The sequence below is a fragment of the Caballeronia sp. AZ1_KS37 genome (assembly GCF_023631165.1).
Lineage (GTDB): Bacteria > Pseudomonadota > Gammaproteobacteria > Burkholderiales > Burkholderiaceae > Caballeronia > Caballeronia zhejiangensis.
In genome coordinates this window covers 17,032-37,276 of the sequence record NZ_JALQDP010000001.1, presented here as the reverse complement: position 1 = coordinate 37,276, position 20,245 = coordinate 17,032, and the positions used below count along the sequence as shown (strand labels likewise).

At 64.6% G+C, this 20,245-nt stretch carries 20 protein-coding genes; 11 read left to right on the top strand and 9 right to left on the bottom strand.

The features are described 5' to 3' along the window. From xerC to NCS00_RS00130, 9 genes are all read left to right on the top strand, one after another. The gene (gene xerC / locus NCS00_RS00170) at positions 1-927 is read left to right on the top strand and encodes a tyrosine recombinase XerC (protein ID WP_239294365.1); all 927 of its coding nucleotides are present in this window, start codon (positions 1-3) and stop codon (positions 925-927) included. A gap of 35 nt (positions 928-962) precedes the next feature. Next, a complete protein-coding gene (locus tag NCS00_RS00165; protein WP_008352362.1) occupies positions 963-2,162 on the top strand; it encodes a class I SAM-dependent rRNA methyltransferase in 1,200 nt (399 codons plus the stop codon). Between the two features lie 110 nt (positions 2,163-2,272). After that, positions 2,273-3,346, top strand: coding sequence for a CobW family GTP-binding protein (locus NCS00_RS00160; protein WP_008352364.1), 1,074 nt, complete (start codon positions 2,273-2,275; stop codon positions 3,344-3,346). A 568-nt stretch (positions 3,347-3,914) separates the two neighbouring features. Then, entirely contained in the window at positions 3,915-4,331 is a 417-nt protein-coding gene (dksA, locus tag NCS00_RS00155) for an RNA polymerase-binding protein DksA (protein ID WP_008352366.1), read from the top strand. Positions 4,332-4,687: 356 nt separating this feature from the next. Next, positions 4,688-5,224 (top strand): ATP-dependent protease subunit HslV, encoded by a 537-nt coding sequence (hslV, locus tag NCS00_RS00150; RefSeq protein ID WP_008352368.1) that lies wholly within the window; start codon positions 4,688-4,690, stop codon positions 5,222-5,224. A gap of 12 nt (positions 5,225-5,236) precedes the next feature. Beyond that, a complete protein-coding gene (hslU, locus tag NCS00_RS00145) occupies positions 5,237-6,589 on the top strand; it encodes an ATP-dependent protease ATPase subunit HslU (protein WP_008352370.1) in 1,353 nt (450 codons plus the stop codon). Between the two features lie 335 nt (positions 6,590-6,924). Continuing rightward, positions 6,925-8,007, top strand: coding sequence for a bifunctional DNA-binding transcriptional regulator/O6-methylguanine-DNA methyltransferase Ada (ada, locus tag NCS00_RS00140; protein ID WP_008352371.1), 1,083 nt, complete (start codon positions 6,925-6,927; stop codon positions 8,005-8,007). Between the two features lie 251 nt (positions 8,008-8,258). After that, positions 8,259-9,878 (top strand): glutamate--cysteine ligase, encoded by a 1,620-nt coding sequence (gshA, locus tag NCS00_RS00135; RefSeq protein WP_175979677.1) that lies wholly within the window; start codon positions 8,259-8,261, stop codon positions 9,876-9,878. A 133-nt stretch (positions 9,879-10,011) separates the two neighbouring features. Continuing rightward, a complete protein-coding gene (locus NCS00_RS00130; RefSeq protein WP_008352375.1) occupies positions 10,012-10,563 on the top strand; it encodes a hypothetical protein in 552 nt (183 codons plus the stop codon). A 1-nt stretch (position 10,564) separates the two neighbouring features. Here the strand turns inward: NCS00_RS00130 and NCS00_RS00125 are convergent, their stop codons facing one another. Both NCS00_RS00125 and NCS00_RS00120 read right to left on the bottom strand, forming a co-directional pair. Further along, complete coding sequence (locus NCS00_RS00125; RefSeq protein WP_033536461.1) at positions 10,565-12,127, bottom strand: DHA2 family efflux MFS transporter permease subunit; 1,563 nt, start codon at positions 12,125-12,127, stop codon at positions 10,565-10,567. A gap of 119 nt (positions 12,128-12,246) precedes the next feature. Further along, a complete protein-coding gene (locus NCS00_RS00120) occupies positions 12,247-12,741 on the bottom strand; it encodes a MarR family winged helix-turn-helix transcriptional regulator (protein WP_250438579.1) in 495 nt (164 codons plus the stop codon). A gap of 206 nt (positions 12,742-12,947) precedes the next feature. Here NCS00_RS00120 and NCS00_RS00115 point away from each other — a divergent pair, with 206 nt between their 5' ends. Together NCS00_RS00115 and NCS00_RS00110 are read left to right on the top strand one after the other, a co-directional pair. After that, positions 12,948-13,223, top strand: a complete 276-nt coding sequence (locus tag NCS00_RS00115) for a hypothetical protein (protein ID WP_008352380.1) — start codon at positions 12,948-12,950, stop codon at positions 13,221-13,223. Positions 13,224-13,409: 186 nt separating this feature from the next. Continuing rightward, positions 13,410-14,942 (top strand): efflux transporter outer membrane subunit, encoded by a 1,533-nt coding sequence (locus tag NCS00_RS00110; RefSeq protein WP_034472334.1) that lies wholly within the window; start codon positions 13,410-13,412, stop codon positions 14,940-14,942. Here the strand turns inward: NCS00_RS00110 and NCS00_RS00105 are convergent, their stop codons facing one another. The 7 genes from NCS00_RS00105 to NCS00_RS00075 are packed head-to-tail and all read right to left on the bottom strand — an operon-like array spanning position 14,943 to position 20,231. Continuing rightward, entirely contained in the window at positions 14,943-15,722 is a 780-nt protein-coding gene (locus NCS00_RS00105; RefSeq protein ID WP_008352383.1) for a type II secretion system protein N, read from the bottom strand. It lies immediately after the preceding gene. Next, the gene (locus NCS00_RS00100) at positions 15,719-16,222 is read right to left on the bottom strand and encodes a type II secretion system protein M (protein ID WP_008352384.1); all 504 of its coding nucleotides are present in this window, start codon (positions 16,220-16,222) and stop codon (positions 15,719-15,721) included. The genes NCS00_RS00105 and NCS00_RS00100 overlap by 4 nt, the downstream gene beginning before the upstream one ends. Continuing rightward, complete coding sequence (gspL, locus tag NCS00_RS00095) at positions 16,219-17,565, bottom strand: type II secretion system protein GspL (RefSeq protein ID WP_008352385.1); 1,347 nt, start codon at positions 17,563-17,565, stop codon at positions 16,219-16,221. The genes NCS00_RS00100 and gspL overlap by 4 nt, the downstream gene beginning before the upstream one ends. Before the next feature lie 36 nt (positions 17,566-17,601). After that, a complete protein-coding gene (gene gspK / locus NCS00_RS00090) occupies positions 17,602-18,723 on the bottom strand; it encodes a type II secretion system minor pseudopilin GspK (protein WP_250435367.1) in 1,122 nt (373 codons plus the stop codon). Then, positions 18,720-19,394 carry a PulJ/GspJ family protein gene (locus NCS00_RS00085; protein ID WP_075583517.1) on the bottom strand — a complete coding sequence of 225 codons (675 nt, stop codon included), beginning with the start codon at positions 19,392-19,394 and terminating at the stop codon, positions 18,720-18,722. The genes gspK and NCS00_RS00085 overlap by 4 nt, the downstream gene beginning before the upstream one ends. Next, on the bottom strand, positions 19,372-19,758 hold the full coding sequence (gene gspI / locus NCS00_RS00080) for a type II secretion system minor pseudopilin GspI (RefSeq protein ID WP_008352388.1): 387 nt from the start codon (positions 19,756-19,758) through the stop codon (positions 19,372-19,374). The genes NCS00_RS00085 and gspI overlap by 23 nt, the downstream gene beginning before the upstream one ends. Next, positions 19,758-20,231, bottom strand: a complete 474-nt coding sequence (locus NCS00_RS00075) for a GspH/FimT family pseudopilin (protein ID WP_008352389.1) — start codon at positions 20,229-20,231, stop codon at positions 19,758-19,760. The genes gspI and NCS00_RS00075 overlap by 1 nt, the downstream gene beginning before the upstream one ends. Between the last annotated feature and the right edge of the window lie 14 nt (positions 20,232-20,245).

Below are 20,245 nucleotides of genomic sequence, written 5' to 3'. Positions count from 1 at the left end.
ATGAACGCCGCCGCCGACGTGATCGCCGACTATCTCGCGATGCTCGAGCATCAGCGGCATCTTTCCGAGCACACGCTGCGCGGCTATACGCACGAGTTGAGCGAGCTGCGCGCGCTCGCCAAGGATCGTCCACTGGAATCGCTCACATCCGCCGATATTCGCGGCGCGGTCGTGCGCGCGCACGCGAGCGGATTATCGTCGCGTTCGATCGCGCATCGGCTGTCGGCATGGCGCGCGTTCTATCGATGGCTCGCCGAGCGCGTCGAGATGCCCGCGAATCCGGTCGCGACGGTGCGCGCGCCCAAGCGCGAAAAGACGCTGCCGAAGGCGCTCTCCGTCGATGACGCCGCGAGGCTGATGGACGCGCCGCAAGCCGATACGACCGAAGCGCTGCGCGATCACGCGATACTCGAACTGTTCTACTCGTCGGGTCTGCGGCTCGCGGAACTGGTCGGGCTGGACGTTCGCCACGTCGACACTGCCGAACACCGGTCCGAAGGCTGGATCGATCTGGAAGGCGCCGAAGTCACGGTGCTCGGCAAAGGTAAGCGGATGCGCAAAGTGCCGGTCGGCAGCAAGGCGGTCGAAGCGCTGCGCGCCTGGCTCGCCGTGCGCGACGAGTTCGTCAAGCTCGAACCGCACGCGCTCTTTCTCTCGGTGCGCGGCAACCGCATGTCGCCCGGCGTGGTGCGCGAACGCGTGAAGCGGCTCGCGCTGCTCGCGGGCATTCCGTCGAATGTGCATCCGCACGTGCTGCGGCATTCGTTCGCCACGCACGTCCTGCAATCGAGCGGCGACCTGCGCGCGGTGCAGGAACTGCTCGGGCATGCAAGCATCACGGCCACGCAGATTTATACATCGCTCGATTTTCAGCATCTCGCCCGCGTCTACGATGCGGCGCACCCGCGCGCGAAGAAGCGCGATTAACTCCGCGAGCGCCCTGCGCGCCGCCTCGGCTTGCAATGGACACCATCACGCTCAAACCGGCGAAGGACAAGTCGCTCGTCCGCCGCCATCCGTGGATTTATGCGAACGCCATCGCGCGCATCGACGGCAATCCCGCGCCGGGCGCGACGGTCGTCATTCGCGCGGCCGACGGACGCTTTCTCGCGCGCGCGTCGTACAGCCCGCAATCGCAGATTCGCGCGCGCGTCTGGACGTTCGATGAAAGCGAGCCCATCGATCACGCGTTCTTCAAGCGCCGCGTGCAGCGCGCGGTCGCGCATCGGCGCACGATGGTCAAGGACACCGGCGCGACGCGCCTCATATTCGGCGAAGCGGACGGCTTGCCGGGCCTGATCGTCGATTACTACGTCGCGGATACCGGCGATCACGCACAGCTCGTCTGCCAGTTCATGGCGACGGGCGTCGAGTCATGGAAAGCGGCGATCGTGCAGGCGCTCGTCGATGCGACCGGTTGCGCGAACGTCTACGAGCGCTCGGACGTGTCGATCCGCCAGAAGGAAGGTCTCGAACAGACGACCGGCGTGCTCGCCGGCGACGCGCCTCCGGCGACGCTCATCGCGAACGAATGCGGCGTGCGCTATCACGTCGACGTGCGCAATGGCCACAAGACGGGCTTTTACGTCGATCAGCGCGACAACCGCGTGCTCGTTGCGCAGAACGCGCAAGGCCGCGAAGTGCTCAACTGCTTCTGCTACACGGGCGGATTCTCGCTGGCCGCGCTGAAAGGCGGGGCGACGCGCGTGGTCTCCGTCGATTCATCGGGCGAAGCGCTCGCGCTCGCGCGGGAGAACGTGAAGGCCAACGGCTTCGACGCGGAGAAAGCCGAATGGCTCGACGCCGATGCGTTCAAGACGCTGCGCCGTCTCTACGACGAAGGCCGTCGCTTCGACCTGATCGTGCTCGATCCGCCGAAGTTCGCGCCGTCGAAGGAAACCGTCGATCGCGCCGCGCGCGCGTACAAGGACATCAATCTGAGCGGCTTCAAGTTGCTGCGTCCAGGCGGCCTGCTTTTCACGTACTCATGTTCCGGCGCGATCGATGCCGACTTGTTCCAGAAGATCGTCGCGAGCGCGGCGGCCGACGCACGCGCCGATGCGCGCATCCTCAAGCGGCTCGGCGCGGGCGTGGATCATCCGTTGCTGACGGCGTTTCCGGAAGGCGAGTATCTGAAAGGGCTGCTGTTGCAAATCGCGTGATCGGCCTCAGTTAAGGGCGATTCGCGAGCGAAGGGCGCACGAAGCGTCGGCTCCGCAAATATGTTCCAATATTCGATTCCGCGCGTTCCCCGAACTTAAAAGGCGACACCATGATTCCCGTAACCATCCTGACCGGCTTTTTGGGCAGCGGCAAAACCACGCTGCTCAAGCGCATCCTGAACGAGAAGCACGGCATGAAGATCGCCGTGATCGAGAACGAGTTCGGCGAAGAGAACATCGACAACGAGATCCTCGTGCAGGAGACGAACGAGCAGATCATCCAGATGAGCAACGGCTGCATCTGCTGCACGATCCGCGGCGACCTCGCGCGCGCGCTCGAAGACCTCGCGAACCGCAAGAAGGCGGGCACGCTCGATTTCGACCGCGTCGTGATCGAAACCACCGGCCTCGCGAATCCGGGTCCGGTCGCGCAGACGTTCTTCATGGACAACACCGTCGCCGACGAATTCCTGCTCGACGCGATCATCACGCTCGTCGACGCGAAGCACGCGAATGCGCAGCTCGACCAGCACGAAGTGGTGCAGCGTCAGGTCGGCTTCGCGGATCGCCTGTTCATCACGAAATCCGATCTCGTTTCCGCCGACGAACTCGAAGCGCTGAAGCATCGCCTGCTGCACATGAACCCGCGCGCGGCGATCAAGGTCGTGAATTTCGGCGACGCAGACATCAAGGAAATTTTCGATCTGCGCGGTTTCAATCTGAACTCGAAGCTCGAGATCGATCCGGATTTCCTCGCGGAAGACGATCACGATCATGACCACGCGCATGACCATGATCACGATCACGATCATTCGACCTGCGGTCACGACCACAGCCACGATCACGAGCACGGGCATCACCATCATCATCACGCGCATCACGACGACAAGATCAAGTCGTTCGTGTATCGCAGCGACAAGCCGTTCGATCCGAACCGCCTCGAAGACTTCCTCGGCGGCATTCTGCAGATTTATGGCGAGCGCCTGTTGCGCTACAAGGGCGTGCTCTATATGAAGGGCGTCGATCGCAAGGTCGTGTTCCAGGGCGTGCATCAGATGATGGGCAGCGATCTCGCCGGCAAGTGGATGCCGATCGAGAAGAAGAACAGCAAGATGGTGTTCATCGGCATCGAACTGCCGAAGGATCTGATCACCGACGGCCTCGACGCGTGCCTGGTGAAGTAATCCGGCATGCATCTCGCTTGGATTGCCGCGAATCACGCGGGGCGACAAAACGGGCACTGACACAGAACGCCGCCGCGAAGGGCTCGCGCGCGGCGTTTTTCATGTCCGACTTTCGGTGCGCGTATGTAGTCGCGCCCACCAAGCGTCATCGCTTTTTGCGCGTTCAGGCGTTATATTTTTGAAATTCCGGCGCAAATCGACAGGGTTTTCCGTAGGTTTAGTTGGAATTTGCGGTTCAGTTACAATACAGCCCCACTGGAGAAGGGCAGTTCCGCTGAATGCGCGTCTTCGAGGCGCTCGGCCAGCGGATCTTGGGAGAAGGGATGTCCCGTCGGGACGATGCCTCGATTTGCCGGGGGAAGGCAAATCAAGTCAAAGCACCGGGGCCGGAAATCCGGGGCCATGCGAATGCGCCCGGTCTTCCGGAGCATCATCCAATATCGGTTTCCAGAGGAGTTCGGCCCCGCATCGACGTGTCGCGTAGCCCCTAGCGTACGGATGCGCTGAATGCGGGTAACGCAAGTGCGGGCGTTGCGAAGACATCGCCCTACATTGAAGAAGCAAGCTGATGACAACGAAACTCTTGACCGAAGCCGAAATCCTGAAGATGAGCGAGAAGGACTACATGAACGAGGATCAACTCGCCTTCTTCAAGAACCGGCTCGAACAGTTGCAAGCGGACATTCTGAAGAATGCCGGCCAGACGACCGAGAACCTGCGGGAAACGGTGATCGTGCCGGACCCGGCGGACCGCGCGACCATCGAGGAAGAACATGCACTGGAACTGCGCACGCGCGATCGCGAACGCAAGCTTCTGAAGAAGGTGCAGCAGTCGCTCGCGCGCATCGAGTCCGGCGATTACGGCTGGTGCGAAGAGACCGGCGAGCCGATCGGCATTCCGCGCCTGCTCGCGCGTCCGACCGCCACGCTGTCGCTCGAAGCGCAGGAACGCCGCGAACTGCGTCAGAAGCTGTTCGGCGACTGAAATCGCTGTCGGCAGGCGAGCGTCGCGGGACCGCCCGCAACGGGGAAGACGCCGCCGCAAAAAGTTGTGCAGAAGCAGTCGCATCGGCAAAAAGGCATCCAACGAAGGGATGCCTTTTTTGCTTTGTGCCCGGTAAAAACGGCGAGCGCCGATACCGTACGCCTTGATAAATCCGGCGTCGCCCTAAAATGAATCCGACGCGCGCCGCAAAAGCTTCATCGCGGCAAGCGCGAGCGCGGCGCCGTCCGCCTCGGGCCTCACGCCCGACGGAACCCCGCGCCGTGCACTCCATCGAATTCTCGACTGCGCGGCGGACTTTCATCGCCACGCATCGTCTGTTTATCCAAGGAACGCACATGGAACAATTTCACGGCACGACCATCGTCTCCGTGCGCCGCGACGGCAAGGTCGCGCTGGGCGGCGATGGTCAGGTGACGCTCGGCAATATCGTCATGAAAGGGGGCGCGAAGAAAGTGCGCCGCATCTATGGCGGCAAGGTGCTGGTCGGCTTCGCCGGCGGCACGGCCGACGCGTTCTCGCTGCTCGACCGCTTCGAAGCCAAACTCGAGAAGCATCAGGGCAATCTGACGCGCGCCGCCGTCGAACTGGCGAAAGACTGGCGCACCGATCGCATGCTGCGACGCCTCGAAGCCATGCTCATCACCGCCGACAAGGACAACACGCTCGTCATCACCGGCAACGGCGACGTGCTCGATCCGGAGCACGGCATCGCGGCGATCGGCTCGGGCGGCGCCTATGCGCAGGCTGCGGCGCAGGCGCTCATTGAGAACACCGATCTCTCGCCGCGCGACATCGTCGAGAAGGCGCTGACCATCGCCGGCGACATGTGCATCTACACCAACCACAATCGCGTCATCGAGACGATCGAATAAAGGACTTTTGCGATGACCACCATGACTCCCTCCGAAATCGTCTCCGAACTCGACAAGCACATCATCGGCCAGGGGCGCGCGAAGAAGGCGGTTGCCGTCGCGCTGCGCAACCGCTGGCGCCGTCAGCAGGTCGCCGAGCCGCTGCGTCAGGAGATCACGCCGAAGAACATTCTGATGATCGGGCCGACGGGCGTCGGCAAAACCGAAATCGCGCGGCGTCTCGCCAAGCTCGCGGACGCGCCGTTCATCAAGATCGAAGCGACCAAGTTCACCGAAGTGGGCTACGTGGGCCGCGACGTGGACAGCATCGTGCGCGATCTGATCGAGATTTCCGTGAAGCAGACGCGCGAATCCGAGATGAAGAAAGTCCGCACGAAGGCCGAAGATCGCGCGGAAGACCGCATCCTCGACATTCTTCTGCCGACGGCGCGGCCGGTCGGATTCGGCGCCACGAACGCGATCGAGTCTTCGGGCAGCGAAGGCGGCGACAACGCCACGCGTCAAACCTTCCGCAAGCGGCTGCGCGAAGGCGCGCTCGACGACAAGGAAATCGAGCTCGATGTGGAAATGCCGCAAGTCGGCATGGACATCATGGGGCCGCCGGGCATGGAAGACATGACCGAACAGATTCGCTCGATGTTCGCGAACATCGGCGGCGGCAAGAAGACGCGTCGCAAGGTGAAGGTCAAGGAAGCGCTCAAGCTGCTGACCGACGAAGAAGCCAGCAAGATGCTCAACGACGAAGAGGTCAAGAGCAAGGCGGTGCAGAACGTCGAGCAGAACGGCATCGTGTTTCTCGATGAGATCGACAAGATCGCGTCGCGCAGCGAGACGGGCGGCGCCGAAGTCTCGCGCGCGGGCGTGCAGCGCGACCTGCTGCCGCTCGTCGAAGGCACGACCATCAACACGAAGTACGGGATGATCAAGACCGATCACATCCTCTTCATCGCGAGCGGCGCGTTTCATCTCGCCAAACCGAGCGATCTGATTCCCGAACTGCAGGGGCGCTTTCCGATTCGCGTCGAGCTGGATTCGCTGTCCGTCGGCGATTTCGAATCGATCCTGAATTCGACTGATGCGAGTCTCGTCAAGCAGTATAAGGCGCTGCTGGCGACCGAAGGCGTCGAGCTCGACTTTGCGGAAGACGGCATCCGGCGTCTCGCGGAAATCGCGTTTTCGGTGAATGAGAAGACCGAGAATATCGGCGCGCGGCGGCTTTATACGGTGATCGAGAAGCTGCTCGAAGAAGTGTCGTTCGCGGCGGGCAATCATGCCGGCAAGCCTGTGCGAATCGACGCGCCGTATGTGGAACGAGCGCTCGGCGATGTGGCGCAAGACGAGGATTTGTCGCGCTACGTGCTGTAACGGCGGCGGAATCGTCTACGAGAAACCGGGCCACGCGCCCGGTTTTTTTCGCGCTGACGTTTCGAACACGCAAAAACCACGGACGAAAAAAAGCCCGCCTTAGTGGGCGGGCTGAATCCATATCAGGAGGAGACATGGAGGAGACAGTTCCAATCATACACAGCCACTTGATGCGACGCAATAGAAATTTCGGTAAAAACCCCTATGGCGTCCCTTTGTGGTATCTGAGCGTCACTTTTCGGATTTCGCGGACCGATGACAGAGCAAGAATCGGCGCGTAACCTCAGTTGGGCGGCTCTACAGTGGTCACGTACCCAAGAGCCATCGAGGTCGTCATGAAAACCGTCACGAACCCTGTTTTTTCCTCCGATGAAAGCCGCTGGCAAGCCGTCGTCGATCGCGACGAGCGCGCCGACGGTGCCTTCTTCTTCGCCGTTCGCACGACCGGCGTGTTTTGCCGACCGTCGTGCGCGTCGCGTGCGCCGCGTCGCGAGAACGTCGAATTCTTTCCGACGACCGACTCCGCCGAACAAGCCGGATACCGCGCGTGCAAGCGCTGCCAGCCGACGAGCCTGCCGCGCGAACTCGCGATCGTCGAGCGCGCATGCAAGGTGCTCGACGCCGATCCGCAGCAACGCATGACGCTCGCGCAATTGAGCGACGCCGTGCACGTCAGCCCGTTTCACCTGCAGCGCCTGTTTTCGCGAATCGTCGGCATTTCGCCGCGTCAGTATCAGGCGGCGCAGCGTGCCGGCGTGCTGCGCGATGCGTTGCAGCGCGGCCGCGACGTCACGCGCGCGACGCACGACGCCGGTTTCGGCTCGCCGTCGCGCATGTACGAGGCCGTGCCCGCGGAACTCGGCATGACGCCGTCCGCGTATAAGCGTCAGGGCGCTGGGCTGACCGTGCGTTACGCGACCGCCGCGACGCCGCTGGGTGCCGTGCTCATCGCCGCGACCGACAAGGGCGTCTGCAAGATCGCATTCGGCGACGACGCGCCCACGCTCGTCGATCAGCTCGCCGCCGATTTCGCGCAGGCCGAACGCGTCGAGGATGCCGCGAAACTGGAGCCGTTCATCGCGCAGATTCGCGCGTATCTGCAAGGCACGCGCGAGCGCTTCGATTTGCCGCTCGACATCGGCGCGACCGCATTTCAACGGCGCGTGTGGGACGCGTTGCGGCGCATCCCGTATGGGCAGACGCGCAGTTACACCGAGATCGCCGAATCGCTCGGCGCGCCGCGCGCGGTGCGGGCGGTGGCGAATGCGTGCGCGTCGAATCCGGTGGCGCTCGCGATTCCGTGTCATCGCGTCATCGGCAAGGATGGCGCGATCGCCGGCTATCGCTGGGGCACGCCGCGCAAGGAAACGCTGCTCGAAACCGAACGCGCGCGTAACGAAACCAACAAGGTTGCATGAAGCAGGCGCGCTCGCCGTCGACATGACGCGCGAGCGCTTCAATGTCCTCGCGAGCCGCTCCAAGCGGCTCCAAAGCGCACCGCCGCGTATTCCGCGGATCTCCCGCGCATCTCCCGCGAATCTCCCGAAAAACCCGCAATCCCTTGCCTGGTCTGGGCCCAAGCACGCCTTACACCGAGATGTTAAAGTGCCCGCTACCCTAAAAATACGACCGCGCGCACACGCGCTCGCGCTCCTCGCAGAACGCTTCAATGGCAAACAAGAATCCCGCTCACACCAAGGCCGGCGCTTTCGAGCGCAGGCTTGCCGCGCTCGCGTCCGGTCCGCATGCCGACGCGTTGCGCCAAGGCTTGCGCGGCATCGAAAAAGAAAGCTTGCGCGTGACGCCACAGGGCAAGCTGGCGATGACGCCGCATCCGCGCTCGTTCGGCTCCGCGCTGACGCATCCGCTCATCACGACCGATTACTCCGAGGCGCTCGTCGAGCTCATCACGCCCGCCGAATCGGATGTGGCGATCACGCTCGATCGCCTCGACGCGCTGCATCGCTTCGCGTACGCGCACATGGGCGACGAGTTGCTGTGGAACAATTCGATGCCCAACTCGCTGCCGCCCGAGGACGAGATTCCGTTCGGCTATTACGGCACGTCGAACATCGGCATGTTGAAGACGGTGTACCGGCGCGGCCTCGCGCTGCGCTACGGCCGCACGATGCAATGCATCGCGGGCATCCACTACAACTATTCGCTCGATGAAAACGTATGGCGCGCCTGGCAGGCGCTCGATGCGACGAGCACGCTGTCCGCGAAAGACTTTCAGTCCGAGCGCTACTTCGCGCTGATCCGCAATTTCCGTCGCACGAGCTGGCTCCTGATGTATCTGTTCGGCGCGTCGCCGGCGCTGAACAAGCGCTTCGTCGCCGGCAAGAAGCATCATCTGGAAACGTTCGATGCCGACACGTTCTATCTGCCGCACGCGACCAGCCTTCGCATGAGCGATCTCGGATACACCAACAATCCGGCGCAGGCCGATCTGCTGCCGAGCTACGACAATCTCGACGCGTATCTCGACGTGCTCGCCAAAGCCGTGAGCCAGCCGTATGCGCCGTATGAAGCCATCGGCACGCAGCGCGACGGCGAATGGGTGCAGATCAACACGAACGTGCTGCAGATCGAAAACGAGTTCTACTCGACGATCCGCCCGAAGCGCGTCACGCATTCGGGCGAACGTCCGCTGCATGCGCTGGCCGAGCGCGGCGTGCAGTACATCGAAGTGCGCTGCCTCGACATCGATCCGTTCGTGCCGACGGGCATCTCGCTCGAAACCGCGCGCTTTCTCGATGCGTATCTGCTCTATTGCGCACTGGAAGACAGCCCGCTGTTGCCGCCCGGCGCGAGCATCGAAGCCAACGCGAATTTCATGACGGTGTCGAAGGAAGGGCGCAAGCCGGGTCTCGCGCTGCAACGCGACGGCGCAAGCGTGCCGATGCAGCAATGGGCCGAAGAACTCTTCGATGCAATCGAACCGGTCGCGAAGACGCTCGACACGCTAAACGGCAACGGCGATCACACGCGCGCGCTGGAAGCGCTGCGGCCGCGCATCGCCGACGCGTCGCTCACGCCGTCCGCGCGCGTGCTGCAAACGATGCGCGACAAGCAGCAAACCTTCGACGAGTTCGCGCTCGATCTCAGCGCGCGTCACGCGGAAGATTTTCGTGCGCGTCCGCTTTCCGTCGCAGAAGAGCGCGCGATGGACGAGCTTGCGGCAAAATCGCTTGTGGAACAGGCGGTCGTCGAAAGCAGCGACACCGAAACGTTCGACGCCTTCGTTGCGGCGTATCAGGTCTACAAGCTGAACCCCGCGAACGCGTGAGGCGATTTTTCCGCTGCGGTGTCAGCGCGCGGCGGAAATTGTTTCCGGCTTATGCAACAGAGGGAAACGCGTCATCACATCATCCGATTTGAGGGGTCAAAATATGGCCGACTTTTCGACGATCGGGGGAGTAATGAAGAAGAAGTACTTCGCCGCCGCCGCGCTTGGGGCTGCATGGCTCGCCCTTTTTAGCGGCTGCGCCGTGCAGGACCAGGTCAGCAGCACGACGATGGAGCAGGCCACGCAACCGCTCACCTGCATGAGCAAGCCGGAATGCGACGCGTGGTGGGCGCGCGCCCAGGTCTGGGTGACGAACCATTCCGAATACAAGCTGCAGACCGTCACCGATTCGATCATCCAGACGGCGGGGCCGTCGAGCGGCAAGCGCGCGCTCGCGTATCAGATCACCAAGACGCCGACCAACGAAGGCACCGCGACGATCGGTTTCGCCGCGCATTGCGATAATCCGCTCGGCTGCCAGCCGAATCCGTGGCAGGCGGGCGCGGATTTCAAGCAGTTCATCAAGAATGGCCCCGGACTGCGCAAGACCGAAACGCCGCAAGCCACGCAGACCCCGCCTGCACCCGCGCCGAGCGGCGTGCAGGTCAGCCCGCTGGATCAGCCGGTCCCGCTCAATCTGGAAAACCAGCCGGGGCAGTCGGTCACGCCGCTCACGCCTCAGTAGTTCAGTGTCCCATCGAGGCTGACGCGCCCTTCTTCGGCCGCGTCAGCCAGACCATCGCGGCCAGCACGAGAAACGCATAGAACGAAATGCGGAAGAAGTCGTTGGTCGACATCATGTACGCCTGCGCCGACACCACGCGATCCAGTTGCGCGGTCAGCGCCTGTCCCGACAAGCCGAGTCCCGACAGCAGGTCCGAATACGCGTTCGTGCCCGCCGAATAAGGCGTGACCGATTCGGTCAGACGCGCGTGATGGCGGATCATGTCGTTTTCCCAGAACGTCGTGCTGACCGCCGTGCCGATCGCGCCCGACAGCGTGCGCAGGAAGTTCGACAGGCCCGCGGCGCCCGCGAGCCGTTCGTCGGAGACGCTGGAGAGCGTGATCGTCGTCATCGGCACGAAGAAGCACGCGACGCCGATGCCCTGAATCAAGCGCGGATAGATGATCTGGTCGAACGGCGTATCGAGCGTGAAGGTCGAGTTCCAATGCGACACGAACGCGAACGTGAGGAACGCGAAGCTCGCGACCACGCGCAAATTCAGCCGATGCATGTTCTGCCCGATGATCGGCGACAGCACCAGCGCGAGAATCCCCACCGGCGCGGTGGCGAGACCCGCGAGCCACGGCGTGTAGCCGAGCACGGTCTGCAACCACAACGGCAACACGACGACCGAGCCGAAGAACGCGAGAAAGCCGAGCGACGTGATGAGCACGCCCATCGCAAAGTTGCGGTCGCGAAAGAGCGAAAGGTCGATCACCGGTTCCTTCTCGGTCAACTCCCACGCGAACATGAACGCGAGCGAGACCGCCGACACGATCGCCAGCGTCACGATGAAGTTCGAGTTGAACCAGTCGTGGTCCTTGCCGAGGTCGAGCATCATCTGCAGGCTCGCGACGCCGATCACGAGCAGCGCCAATCCGACACCGTCGATGCGCTGCTGCGTCGTCTTCGTCTCGTGGCCGCGCAGCAGGAAGTACGCGATCGCCGCCGAGAACACGCCGATCGGCACGTTGATATAGAAGATCCACGGCCAGGTGTAGTTGTCGGTGATATAGCCGCCCATCACCGGGCCGAAGATCGGCGCGACGATCACGGTCATCGCCCAGAGACCGAGCGCGAGGCCGCGCTTTTCGGGCGGATAGCTGCGCATGAGGATGGTTTGCGACAGCGGGACCATCGGGCCGGAGACGAGGCCTTGCAGCAGCCGGAACGCGATCAGCGATTCGAAGTTGTGAGCCAGCCCGCACAGCGCCGACGCGATCGAAAACAGCAGCACGGAAATCGTGAAGAGCTTCACCTCGCCGACGCGCCGCGCGAGCCAGCCGGTCAACGGCACCGCAATCGCCGAAGCGACCGAGTACGACGAAATGACCCACGTGCCTTCGCTCGTCGCGACGCCGAGGCTGCCCGAAATGGTCGGCACGGCGACGTTCGCAATCGACGTGTCGAGCACTTCCATGAAGGTGCCGAGCGCGAGGCCCATCGTCAAAAGGGCGAGGATGCCGCCCGTGAGCGGCACGGGCGTGGGCGGCGTGGCGGGCGTGCCCGCAGTGGATGTGGACATCGAAGGTTTCTCCGGCGCGCGGCGCTCGAAACGCGCATCGCACGCAAACTATTTCTTGTCGCGGCATTCTCTGCTCAGACAGTGAAATCGGCGCAGAAATGCAGGTTAATTCCGATGAATCAGGGCAAGTCGTCGTCGAGCATGCATGGCGCGCAGTCGCCCATCGGCGTATTGCCGACGATGCGCGCGAGCATCGCGATCAGCAGATCCAGCTCGGCGCGGGTAAAGCCGTGCAACTGCTCGTTGAGCACGGCCGCGCCGATCACCGGCAAACGCGCCGCCGCGTCACGTCCGCGCTCCGTCAGACTGAGTTCGACGATTCGCCGGTCCACTTCGCTACGCGCGCGGCTGACGAAACCCTTCTTCTCGAGCCGGTCGAGCATGCGCGTCATCGAGCCGCTGTCGTACGACAGCTCGCGCGACAGTTCCAGCGACGTGCGCGCCCGCCCCGACGCGAGCAGCAGAATCACGCCGATCTGCGGCGACGTGAGTTCGAGCGGCTTCAACGCCTGATCGGTTCGCATGACGAGCACGTTGCGCGCCTTCGCGAGGTAGTAGCCGAGGCTCGTTTCGAGCTGGATCGTCGCGGGATCGTAAAGCGGTTCGCCGTTCATGCGACATCGGTCAAACCGCGGATGCAAAAGTGTGACACTGCGCCGCGTCTCCTAAAGGCAACAATTGCGAAAAGCAATCAGCAGTATCTTGAAAAGTAGTTGCACAGTCAATATTATTCTATGCAACGAGTTACGCGCTTCATGCGCCGCCCGAGACCATGTTCTGATCGCCCGCCGTCGCTCGCCGACGCCCGAAGGACCTTTCGATGACCCGCTTTGTCCGTACCGCCCGCCGACGCTTCGGCCCCATCAGCAGCAAGATCGCCGACGCCTCCCGTCACTTCGTCCCGCCGAAGCTGAGTTCGTGGAAACTCGCGTTGTATCTGATCGTGTTCCTGCTGCCGGGCGGATCGTTCGTCGTCTTGGGCATGGGATGGTTCGAGAACCGGCAGCGTCGCAAGGCGGCGGCCGCGCCCGCGAAAGCGCCGGCGCGACCGTTGCTCTCGGCGCCCTGCTCGCCGTGTCCCGGTAGCGGACGATAATCGTCACCGTAACGCGTCGTAACCGATTCCACCCGCTGCGTAACACCCGCCTTACGGCGAACCCGTTACGCTAACGTCTGCCTGACGCGCGCGCCGCACGAGCGCCCGTTGCGTTCCGTTACCATTTCGGCTTGCCGCGTGCGTCATATCGAACGGCGCGGCGCCGACAGGAATTCCGACAAGCAGATGCCGTATCGCCCCGCCTTTCCCGCTTCCGCCGCCGCGCGCCTGACCACGACGGCGCTCGCCGCCATGCTCGCGATGTTCATCGCCGGCTGTGCTGTCGGGCCCGATTATCAGCGCCCGACGACGGCGGTCCCGGCCAGCTACAAGGAAGCGCCCGAAGGCTGGAAAGTCGCCCAGCCCGCCGACCAGGCCGATCGCGGCGCATGGTGGAGCATCTATCGCGACGAGCGCCTCGACGATCTCGAAGCGCGCCTGAATCAATCGAACCAGACCATCGCGCAATACGCGGCCGCGTATCGTCAGGCACGCGCGCTCGTCGGCGAGGCGCGCGCGGCGTATTTCCCGACGATCGGCGCATCGGCTTCGGCGGCGCGTTCGGGAACGGGGGCGGGCAACCGGTCGACCAGCAGCTCCAGCCTCGGGCAGACGGGTGCCGTCACCAACCAGTTCAGCCTTGCGCTCGACGCATCGTGGGAACCGGATCTGTGGGGCAGCGTGTCGCGCACGGTCTCCGCGCAAAAGGCCGGCCAGGAAGGCGCCGCCGCCGATCTCGCCAACGCGCGGCTGTCCGCGCAGGCCACGCTCGCGCAAACCTATTTCCAGTTGCGCTCGCTCGACGCGCAGCAAAGGCTCCTCGACGACACCGTCGCGGCCTACGAGCAATCGCTCAAGCTCACGCAGAATCAGTACGCGCAGGGCATCGTCGCGCGTTCGGACGTGATTCAGGCGCAGACGCAGTTGCAGTCGGCGCAGGCATCGGCCATCGATAACGGCGTCGCGCGCGCGCAATACGAACATGCGATCGCGGTGCTCGTCGGCGAGGCCGCTTCCACGTTTTCGATTCCGCCGATTCCGCTCGACGCCACGCCGCCGACCGTTCCCGTGCAGATGCCATCCGCGATTCTCGAGCGCCGGCCCGACATCGCGTCGGCGGAACGCAAGGCCGCGGCGGCGAACGAGCAGATCGGCATCGAAATGGCCGCGTACTTCCCGACGCTCACGCTCTCCGCGCAAGGCGGCTTCGAAAGCTCGGTGCTGTCGCAATTGCTGCGCGCGCCGTCGCGCTTCTGGACGCTCGGGCCGGACATCGCCGCGACCATTTTCGACGGCGGCCTGCGCTCCGCACGCACCGAAGCCGCGCGCGCGACTTACGACCAGAACGTCGCGACGTATCGGCAGACGGTGCTGACCGCGTTCCAGGACGTCGAAGACAATCTCGCGTCGCTGCGCATTCTGGAGAAGGAAATCGTCGTGCAGCAGCAGGCCGTGGAATCGGCGCAGCAGGCGCTCGCGATCATCAACAATCAGTACAAGGCGGGAACGGTCGCGTTCATCAGCGTGCTGACCGCGCAGACGACTGCATTCACCGCGCAGCAGAAGCTCGCGAACATCGCGGGACAGCGGATGGTGTCGTCGGTCGGACTGGTGAAGGCGCTCGGCGGCGGCTGGGATGTCGGGCAGATGGATCGCGAAACGGGCGCGGTTCAAGCGCCCGCGCCCGCGTCGAGTCCGGCGCAAACCGCCAGCCGCTGATCAACGCATGAAGGTCAGGGCGACCGTGTCCGGATCGGTGTGACGGCCGAGCAGGTTGAGCAGACCCGCGAGGTTTTCCCGCTGGTCCGGCGCGGCCGTCGCCGTGCCTTGGAACGACGTCGATTCCGGTGAGATCGCGCCGTTGCCGGTGAGCATCAGCGGACCTTTGCTCGTCGAAAGATCGATGGTCGCGGACGCGCCCTGCGCCTGCAACGCGACGCGATACGAACCGAGCGGCTTCACGCGCGAGACGCGCGAAGCCATGTCATCGAGCGTGACGACCACTTGCCCGTACGCATTGCGGTTCAGCAGGCGGAACTCCGTCCACGAGAGCCGCACGCTGCCGTCGAAATCGAGCGTATTGAACGGCGCGCCGAGGCCCGAGAGCAACGTCGCGGGCACGGCGATCTGGCCGGCGGTGATGACCGCGCCGCGCGTGGTGGCGTCGACGATCACGGCATCGGGCATCGCTTCGGTCTGACGCATGGTCATGTGAACGCGGCCGGTGAAGAGCGGCAGAAACGCCGTCGTCCATTCGATGCGCCCCGGCAAGAGCGTCGCGCCCGCGCCGTCGCTGCCCGCGGCGAGCATCAGCGTGGCCGAGCCGCTCCACAGCGAGCCCGCCGGATCGACCAGATTCACATGGCCGCCCGTTGCCTTCGAGAACTGCGGCACGATCCACGCGGCGGGCATCATCGCGAGCAGCGTGCCGGCGACCGAAATCACGATCACGAAAAGCGCCGGCAACGCGAGCCGGATTCGTCGCGTCCAGTAACTCATTTCGTGCCGGCCGGTTGCAGCGATGCCGTCAGATCGACCTGGCCATCCGGCTTCAGCGCCGTGACGTGCGCCTCCGAGACCTGCACCTTGAACTGCTTGCGGGCGTCGTCGAGCCACGCCGTCCAGTTCGGAAACGACGCGTTCTTCAACTGAATCTGCACCGCCGCGCCGATCACCTGAACCTGCGTCGGCTGCATGCCGTTGTCGGCGAGCGACTTCGCGAGCGCATCGCGCAGCGCGGCGCCGGTCGGCATCACGCCTTCGGCGGCGGGCGCGAGCGAGCGCGCGTCGTTGGCCTGCGCGGTCATCGTCGCGAGCTGGCGCTGCATCGTCGGCAGCGATTCGCGCAGCCGCGCGCGGCCTTCATAGGCGGGCGCCCACAGCACGAGATAGACGAGCGCGAGCCCGACCGCGATGCCGCCCCACATGAGAATGGTCTTCTCGCGCGGCGTGCGCGCTTCCCAGAATTCCGACAGGGAACGTCCGATTTCCGCTTTCATTGGCCGCTCCTGATCGTCCATTTGCCTGTGTTCGTATCGATCGATCCGTTCAGGCCGTTCGCGGCGAGGCGCTTCGAAAGATCGGGATCGACCTTCGTCTCCGGCTTGAAGGTCACTTCCAGCCGACGCTCGCGATAATCGAGCCCCGCGACGCCGTTCACCGGCACCGGACCGAGCGAGCGCGCGAGGCCGTCGGCGAGCGACAGGAAATCCGACGGCGACAGCTCGCCCGATGCCACGCGCAGACGATCGAGATTGCGCGTCATCTGGTCGGGCGCATCGAGCACGGTCGTCGTCTTGGGGAAGGCGTTGAGCAGGAGCTCGGTTTCCTGCGCGCTGATCGCGTCGCGCTGACGCGCAAGCTGCAGCCATTGCACGTTGATGCCGATGATCGACACGACCACCGACGCCGCCACGAGCGCGATCGGCACGCGCAGACGCCGCATCGTCGCGCGGTCGAGCCGCCACGGTTGCGCGGCGAATTCGAACTGGCACAGGTCGAAGCGGCACGCGAGCGCGTTGCGCGCGAGCGCCTCGAACGTGATCGGATGCGCGCCGGCGATGGCCGCCGCAGCATTGCGCGAACCGGACAGGCGCGGTTCGTCGCCGGGCAGATCGGCGAGCGAATAAAGCGTCACGGGTTGATCGCCGGCGAGCGCGGCGAGCGTTGCCTCGATCGAATCGGCGGGCAGGGCGAGTCCTTCGCCGAGCGCCGCGCGTTCGCCGCGCGCAATCGCCACCTCGATGCGCGGTGCGCCCAGCGCGGCGGGCGAGGGCGCGGCCATTTCGCCGATCAGCGCGGGCGCGGTCGACACGACATGACCGAGCAGCCCCGCGATAAACGGCTGCGGCGGCGCTTCGATCTCTTCGGCTTCGCCGGTTTCATCGAATGGCACGGCGGCCGGAACCGGCAGGCAGCGCATCGCGGGCACGGCCTTCAGATTGCGATGTCCCGCGCCCGAAAACGCGCCGACCACGAAGCGGAACCAGCCGCGATCGATCACGCCGACGACGCGCTTGCCATCGGCGAGGGCGACCGGATCGACGGCGATGTGGCACGTCTGCGGATCCTGGATCAGCTGATCCTCGACGACGTTCGGCAGCGCCTGCCGCAAGCGCGGCCCCTTGAGTGGCGGCACGGCAGCGGCGAGCAGAAGCGTGTCGCGCGCAGCGACGATCAGCACGGTCGCACTCGCGCGCGGCAACAGCCCGATCGCCGCGCGGCCGATGCGTTGCGGCTCGCCGCGCTTGTCGAGCAGCAGAAACGGCAGATCCGGCAGATGCCACTCTTCCGAGCGCACCGCGGGATCGCGCGGCGGTAACAAAACGATCAGTGTGCTCAAAGGCCACTTCCTCTCATCAATAACAGCGCATCGGTTCTACAGCGAATCACGCGTGTAGACGATGCGCGTCGTATGCGTCGTCGGATCGCGATACACGAGCGTCGTGCGCTCCAGTTGCGCGCGCTCGTGTTCGACGCGCCCGTGGATCACGAAATACTTCGTCGTGACGTCCATCTCGTTCGAATCGATCGAGACCGTCTTGACGCCCGCGCCGGTCAGCGCGAGCTGCACGTTGCCGATGTCGTGAAAGAACACCGTCTCGCGGCGCGCGACGAACGCTTGTCCCTGCGACAGATTCATGCCCGGGATCAGCGCGGCGATCACTTCGGCGGGCGCGGTGTTCATGTTCACGGCGGTCGTCGTCGGCAGCACGGTGACGAACGGCCTCAGCTTCGCGACCGCTTCCGCGGAAAAACCCGGCACGTCGAGCAGCGAATCGACGGTGATCATCTGCAAGGGCGCGACCGGCGCGTTGCTGTCCGCGTCCTTCAGGCCGGGATCGTCGGTGAAATTGCCGCCGCCGGCCGCGCCGCCGCCCTGCGCGATCGCCGCGAGCGTCGTCGATTCGTTGTTCTGGCCGCTCGCCGTGGTCGCGCTGTTGCCCGTTTGCGTCTGGAAGCGCGTTGCGGAGCGCGCGAGGCCGGCGCGCATCTGCAGCGCGACCGTCTTCGCGAGCGAACCGTTGATGCCGAGCATCGTCAGCAGCCGCTGAAACGCCTGAATCTGCGCGACGTTGATCGTCAGCACGCCGGGCGTCGGCGTCGACACCAGATTGCGCAGGTTGAATTTCGCCTGCGCGTCCTCGATCGAGCCGGACAGATACGTCGACGCGCCTTGCTGCGCGCGCACTTCACCGATCTGCCCGAGAAAATCCGACAGCTTCGTCCGCGCGATCGGCACGCCCCACACGCCGCCGAGATACGTGACCGTCGGCGAAGTATCGGCTTCCGAGCGCAGGATGAGACGCGTCCAGTCGAGCGCGCTGCGCGAAATCCATTGCGCCTGCGCGAGCAGCCGCTGATTCTCGATGCGCCGAATCTGCACCTGCTGACGCCACAGCATGCCCGAGACGAGAATCGCCGTGAGCGATACGACGAGCAGCGCGCTGATGATCGCGACGCCGCGCTGCTTCTTCCGGTTCGGAGCGCGCATGTTCATTCTCCGACCAGAAAGACGCGCGTGATCGGCGTCGCCAGCGTGCGCGCGCCGACCGCGACCTGAACGCCCGACACGGCGCGCGCCAGCGGCGCGTTGCCCAGTTGCGGCACTTTCAGGTTGTTGTCGTTCTGGTTGATCTGCGCGAACACGTCGCCCATGCGCGTCGTCCAGCCTTTTTCCGGAATGTAGACGCGCGTCGCGAGCGACGCCACGCCGCCCATCAGCGGAATCGATGTCCAGCCGTCGCCCGAATCGCCCGACTGCAACGCGCGCCGCACTTCGCCGACATTCGACAGCGGCGGCGATGCATAGCGCACGATCCGCCCGTTCGACAGCCTGTAGCGCACCACTTGCAGACGCGGCGCCGTACCGGGCGCGAAGACGCCGCGCACGATCTGCAGCGAGCCATTGCCGATCTGCACGGCGGGCTGGCCGGCTTCGTCGTCGGTTGCGGCCTGGCGCGCGTCGATACGCATCTGGTCGAACAATTGCGCGACGATGCGCTCGTCCTGCATCGCGTTCTCGATGGTCGCACGGCCGCGAATCACCGAATCGAGCCCGCGCCACGACAGCACCGCGAGCACCGCGAGAATCGCGATGGCGATCAGCATTTCCAGCAGCGTGAAACCGCGCTGACTGGCGCGGCGGTCAGAGCGAGCGGTTCGTTTCATTCGCCACCACCGTGACCATTTGCGCCAGATAGCCGGAGCGGCCCGGCGTCGTGACCAGCATCTCGACGCGCCGGAAAATCGGATTGGGCGTCTGGCTCACGCGCTGCGTGCACGAGAGTTTCAGATTGCCCTGCGAGCAGTCGAACGTGCGCGAGCCGATCGCCGGAAACTGATGCGAGAGCCTGAGCTGCGCGAGTTCGTTGTCCGCGCTCCAGCCCGCGAGCAGCCGCCGATGAAGCTCCGCTTCGCCCGTCGCGAGCGAGCCGACCGCGCGCACCGAGGCGGCGAGCGCCACCGCGATGATCGCCAGCGCGACGAGCACTTCGATCATCGTGAAGCCGCGTTGATGACGACGCTGGCGCATCACTGCACCTGATAGCGGCCGTTGCCGCTGCCGACGATCGTCACGCGGCCTACCGCCGAGAACAAGGTGATTTCCATGGGCGAGTCGATGGCCTCCGTGCCGAACACGAGCCGGCCCGCCGTTTTGTCCGAATCGAGGAACTGGATGGATACGCCGGTCACGCCGCCTTCCCAGCGCCGCTGACGCAGGAGTTCGTCGCGCAACGGACGCCAGCCGTCCTCGGTGCGGATGTCGAAGCGATACCCGCCGTCGATGGGCTGCCACGCGATCGGCCGCGCGCGCACCTGCGCTTCGTCGCCCGCCGATTCGAACAGCAGCGCGAGACGCTGCGCTTCTTCCTTCAGATCGGTGCGCGGGTTGCGGGTGAGTTGCAGCGACGCGAGCGACACGAGCAGGCCCGCGATCACCAGCACGACGAGCATTTCGAGCAGCGTGAAGCCTGCCTGACGCCGCGCCGCCGAATGCCCGTTCACGATTCAAGCCGCCG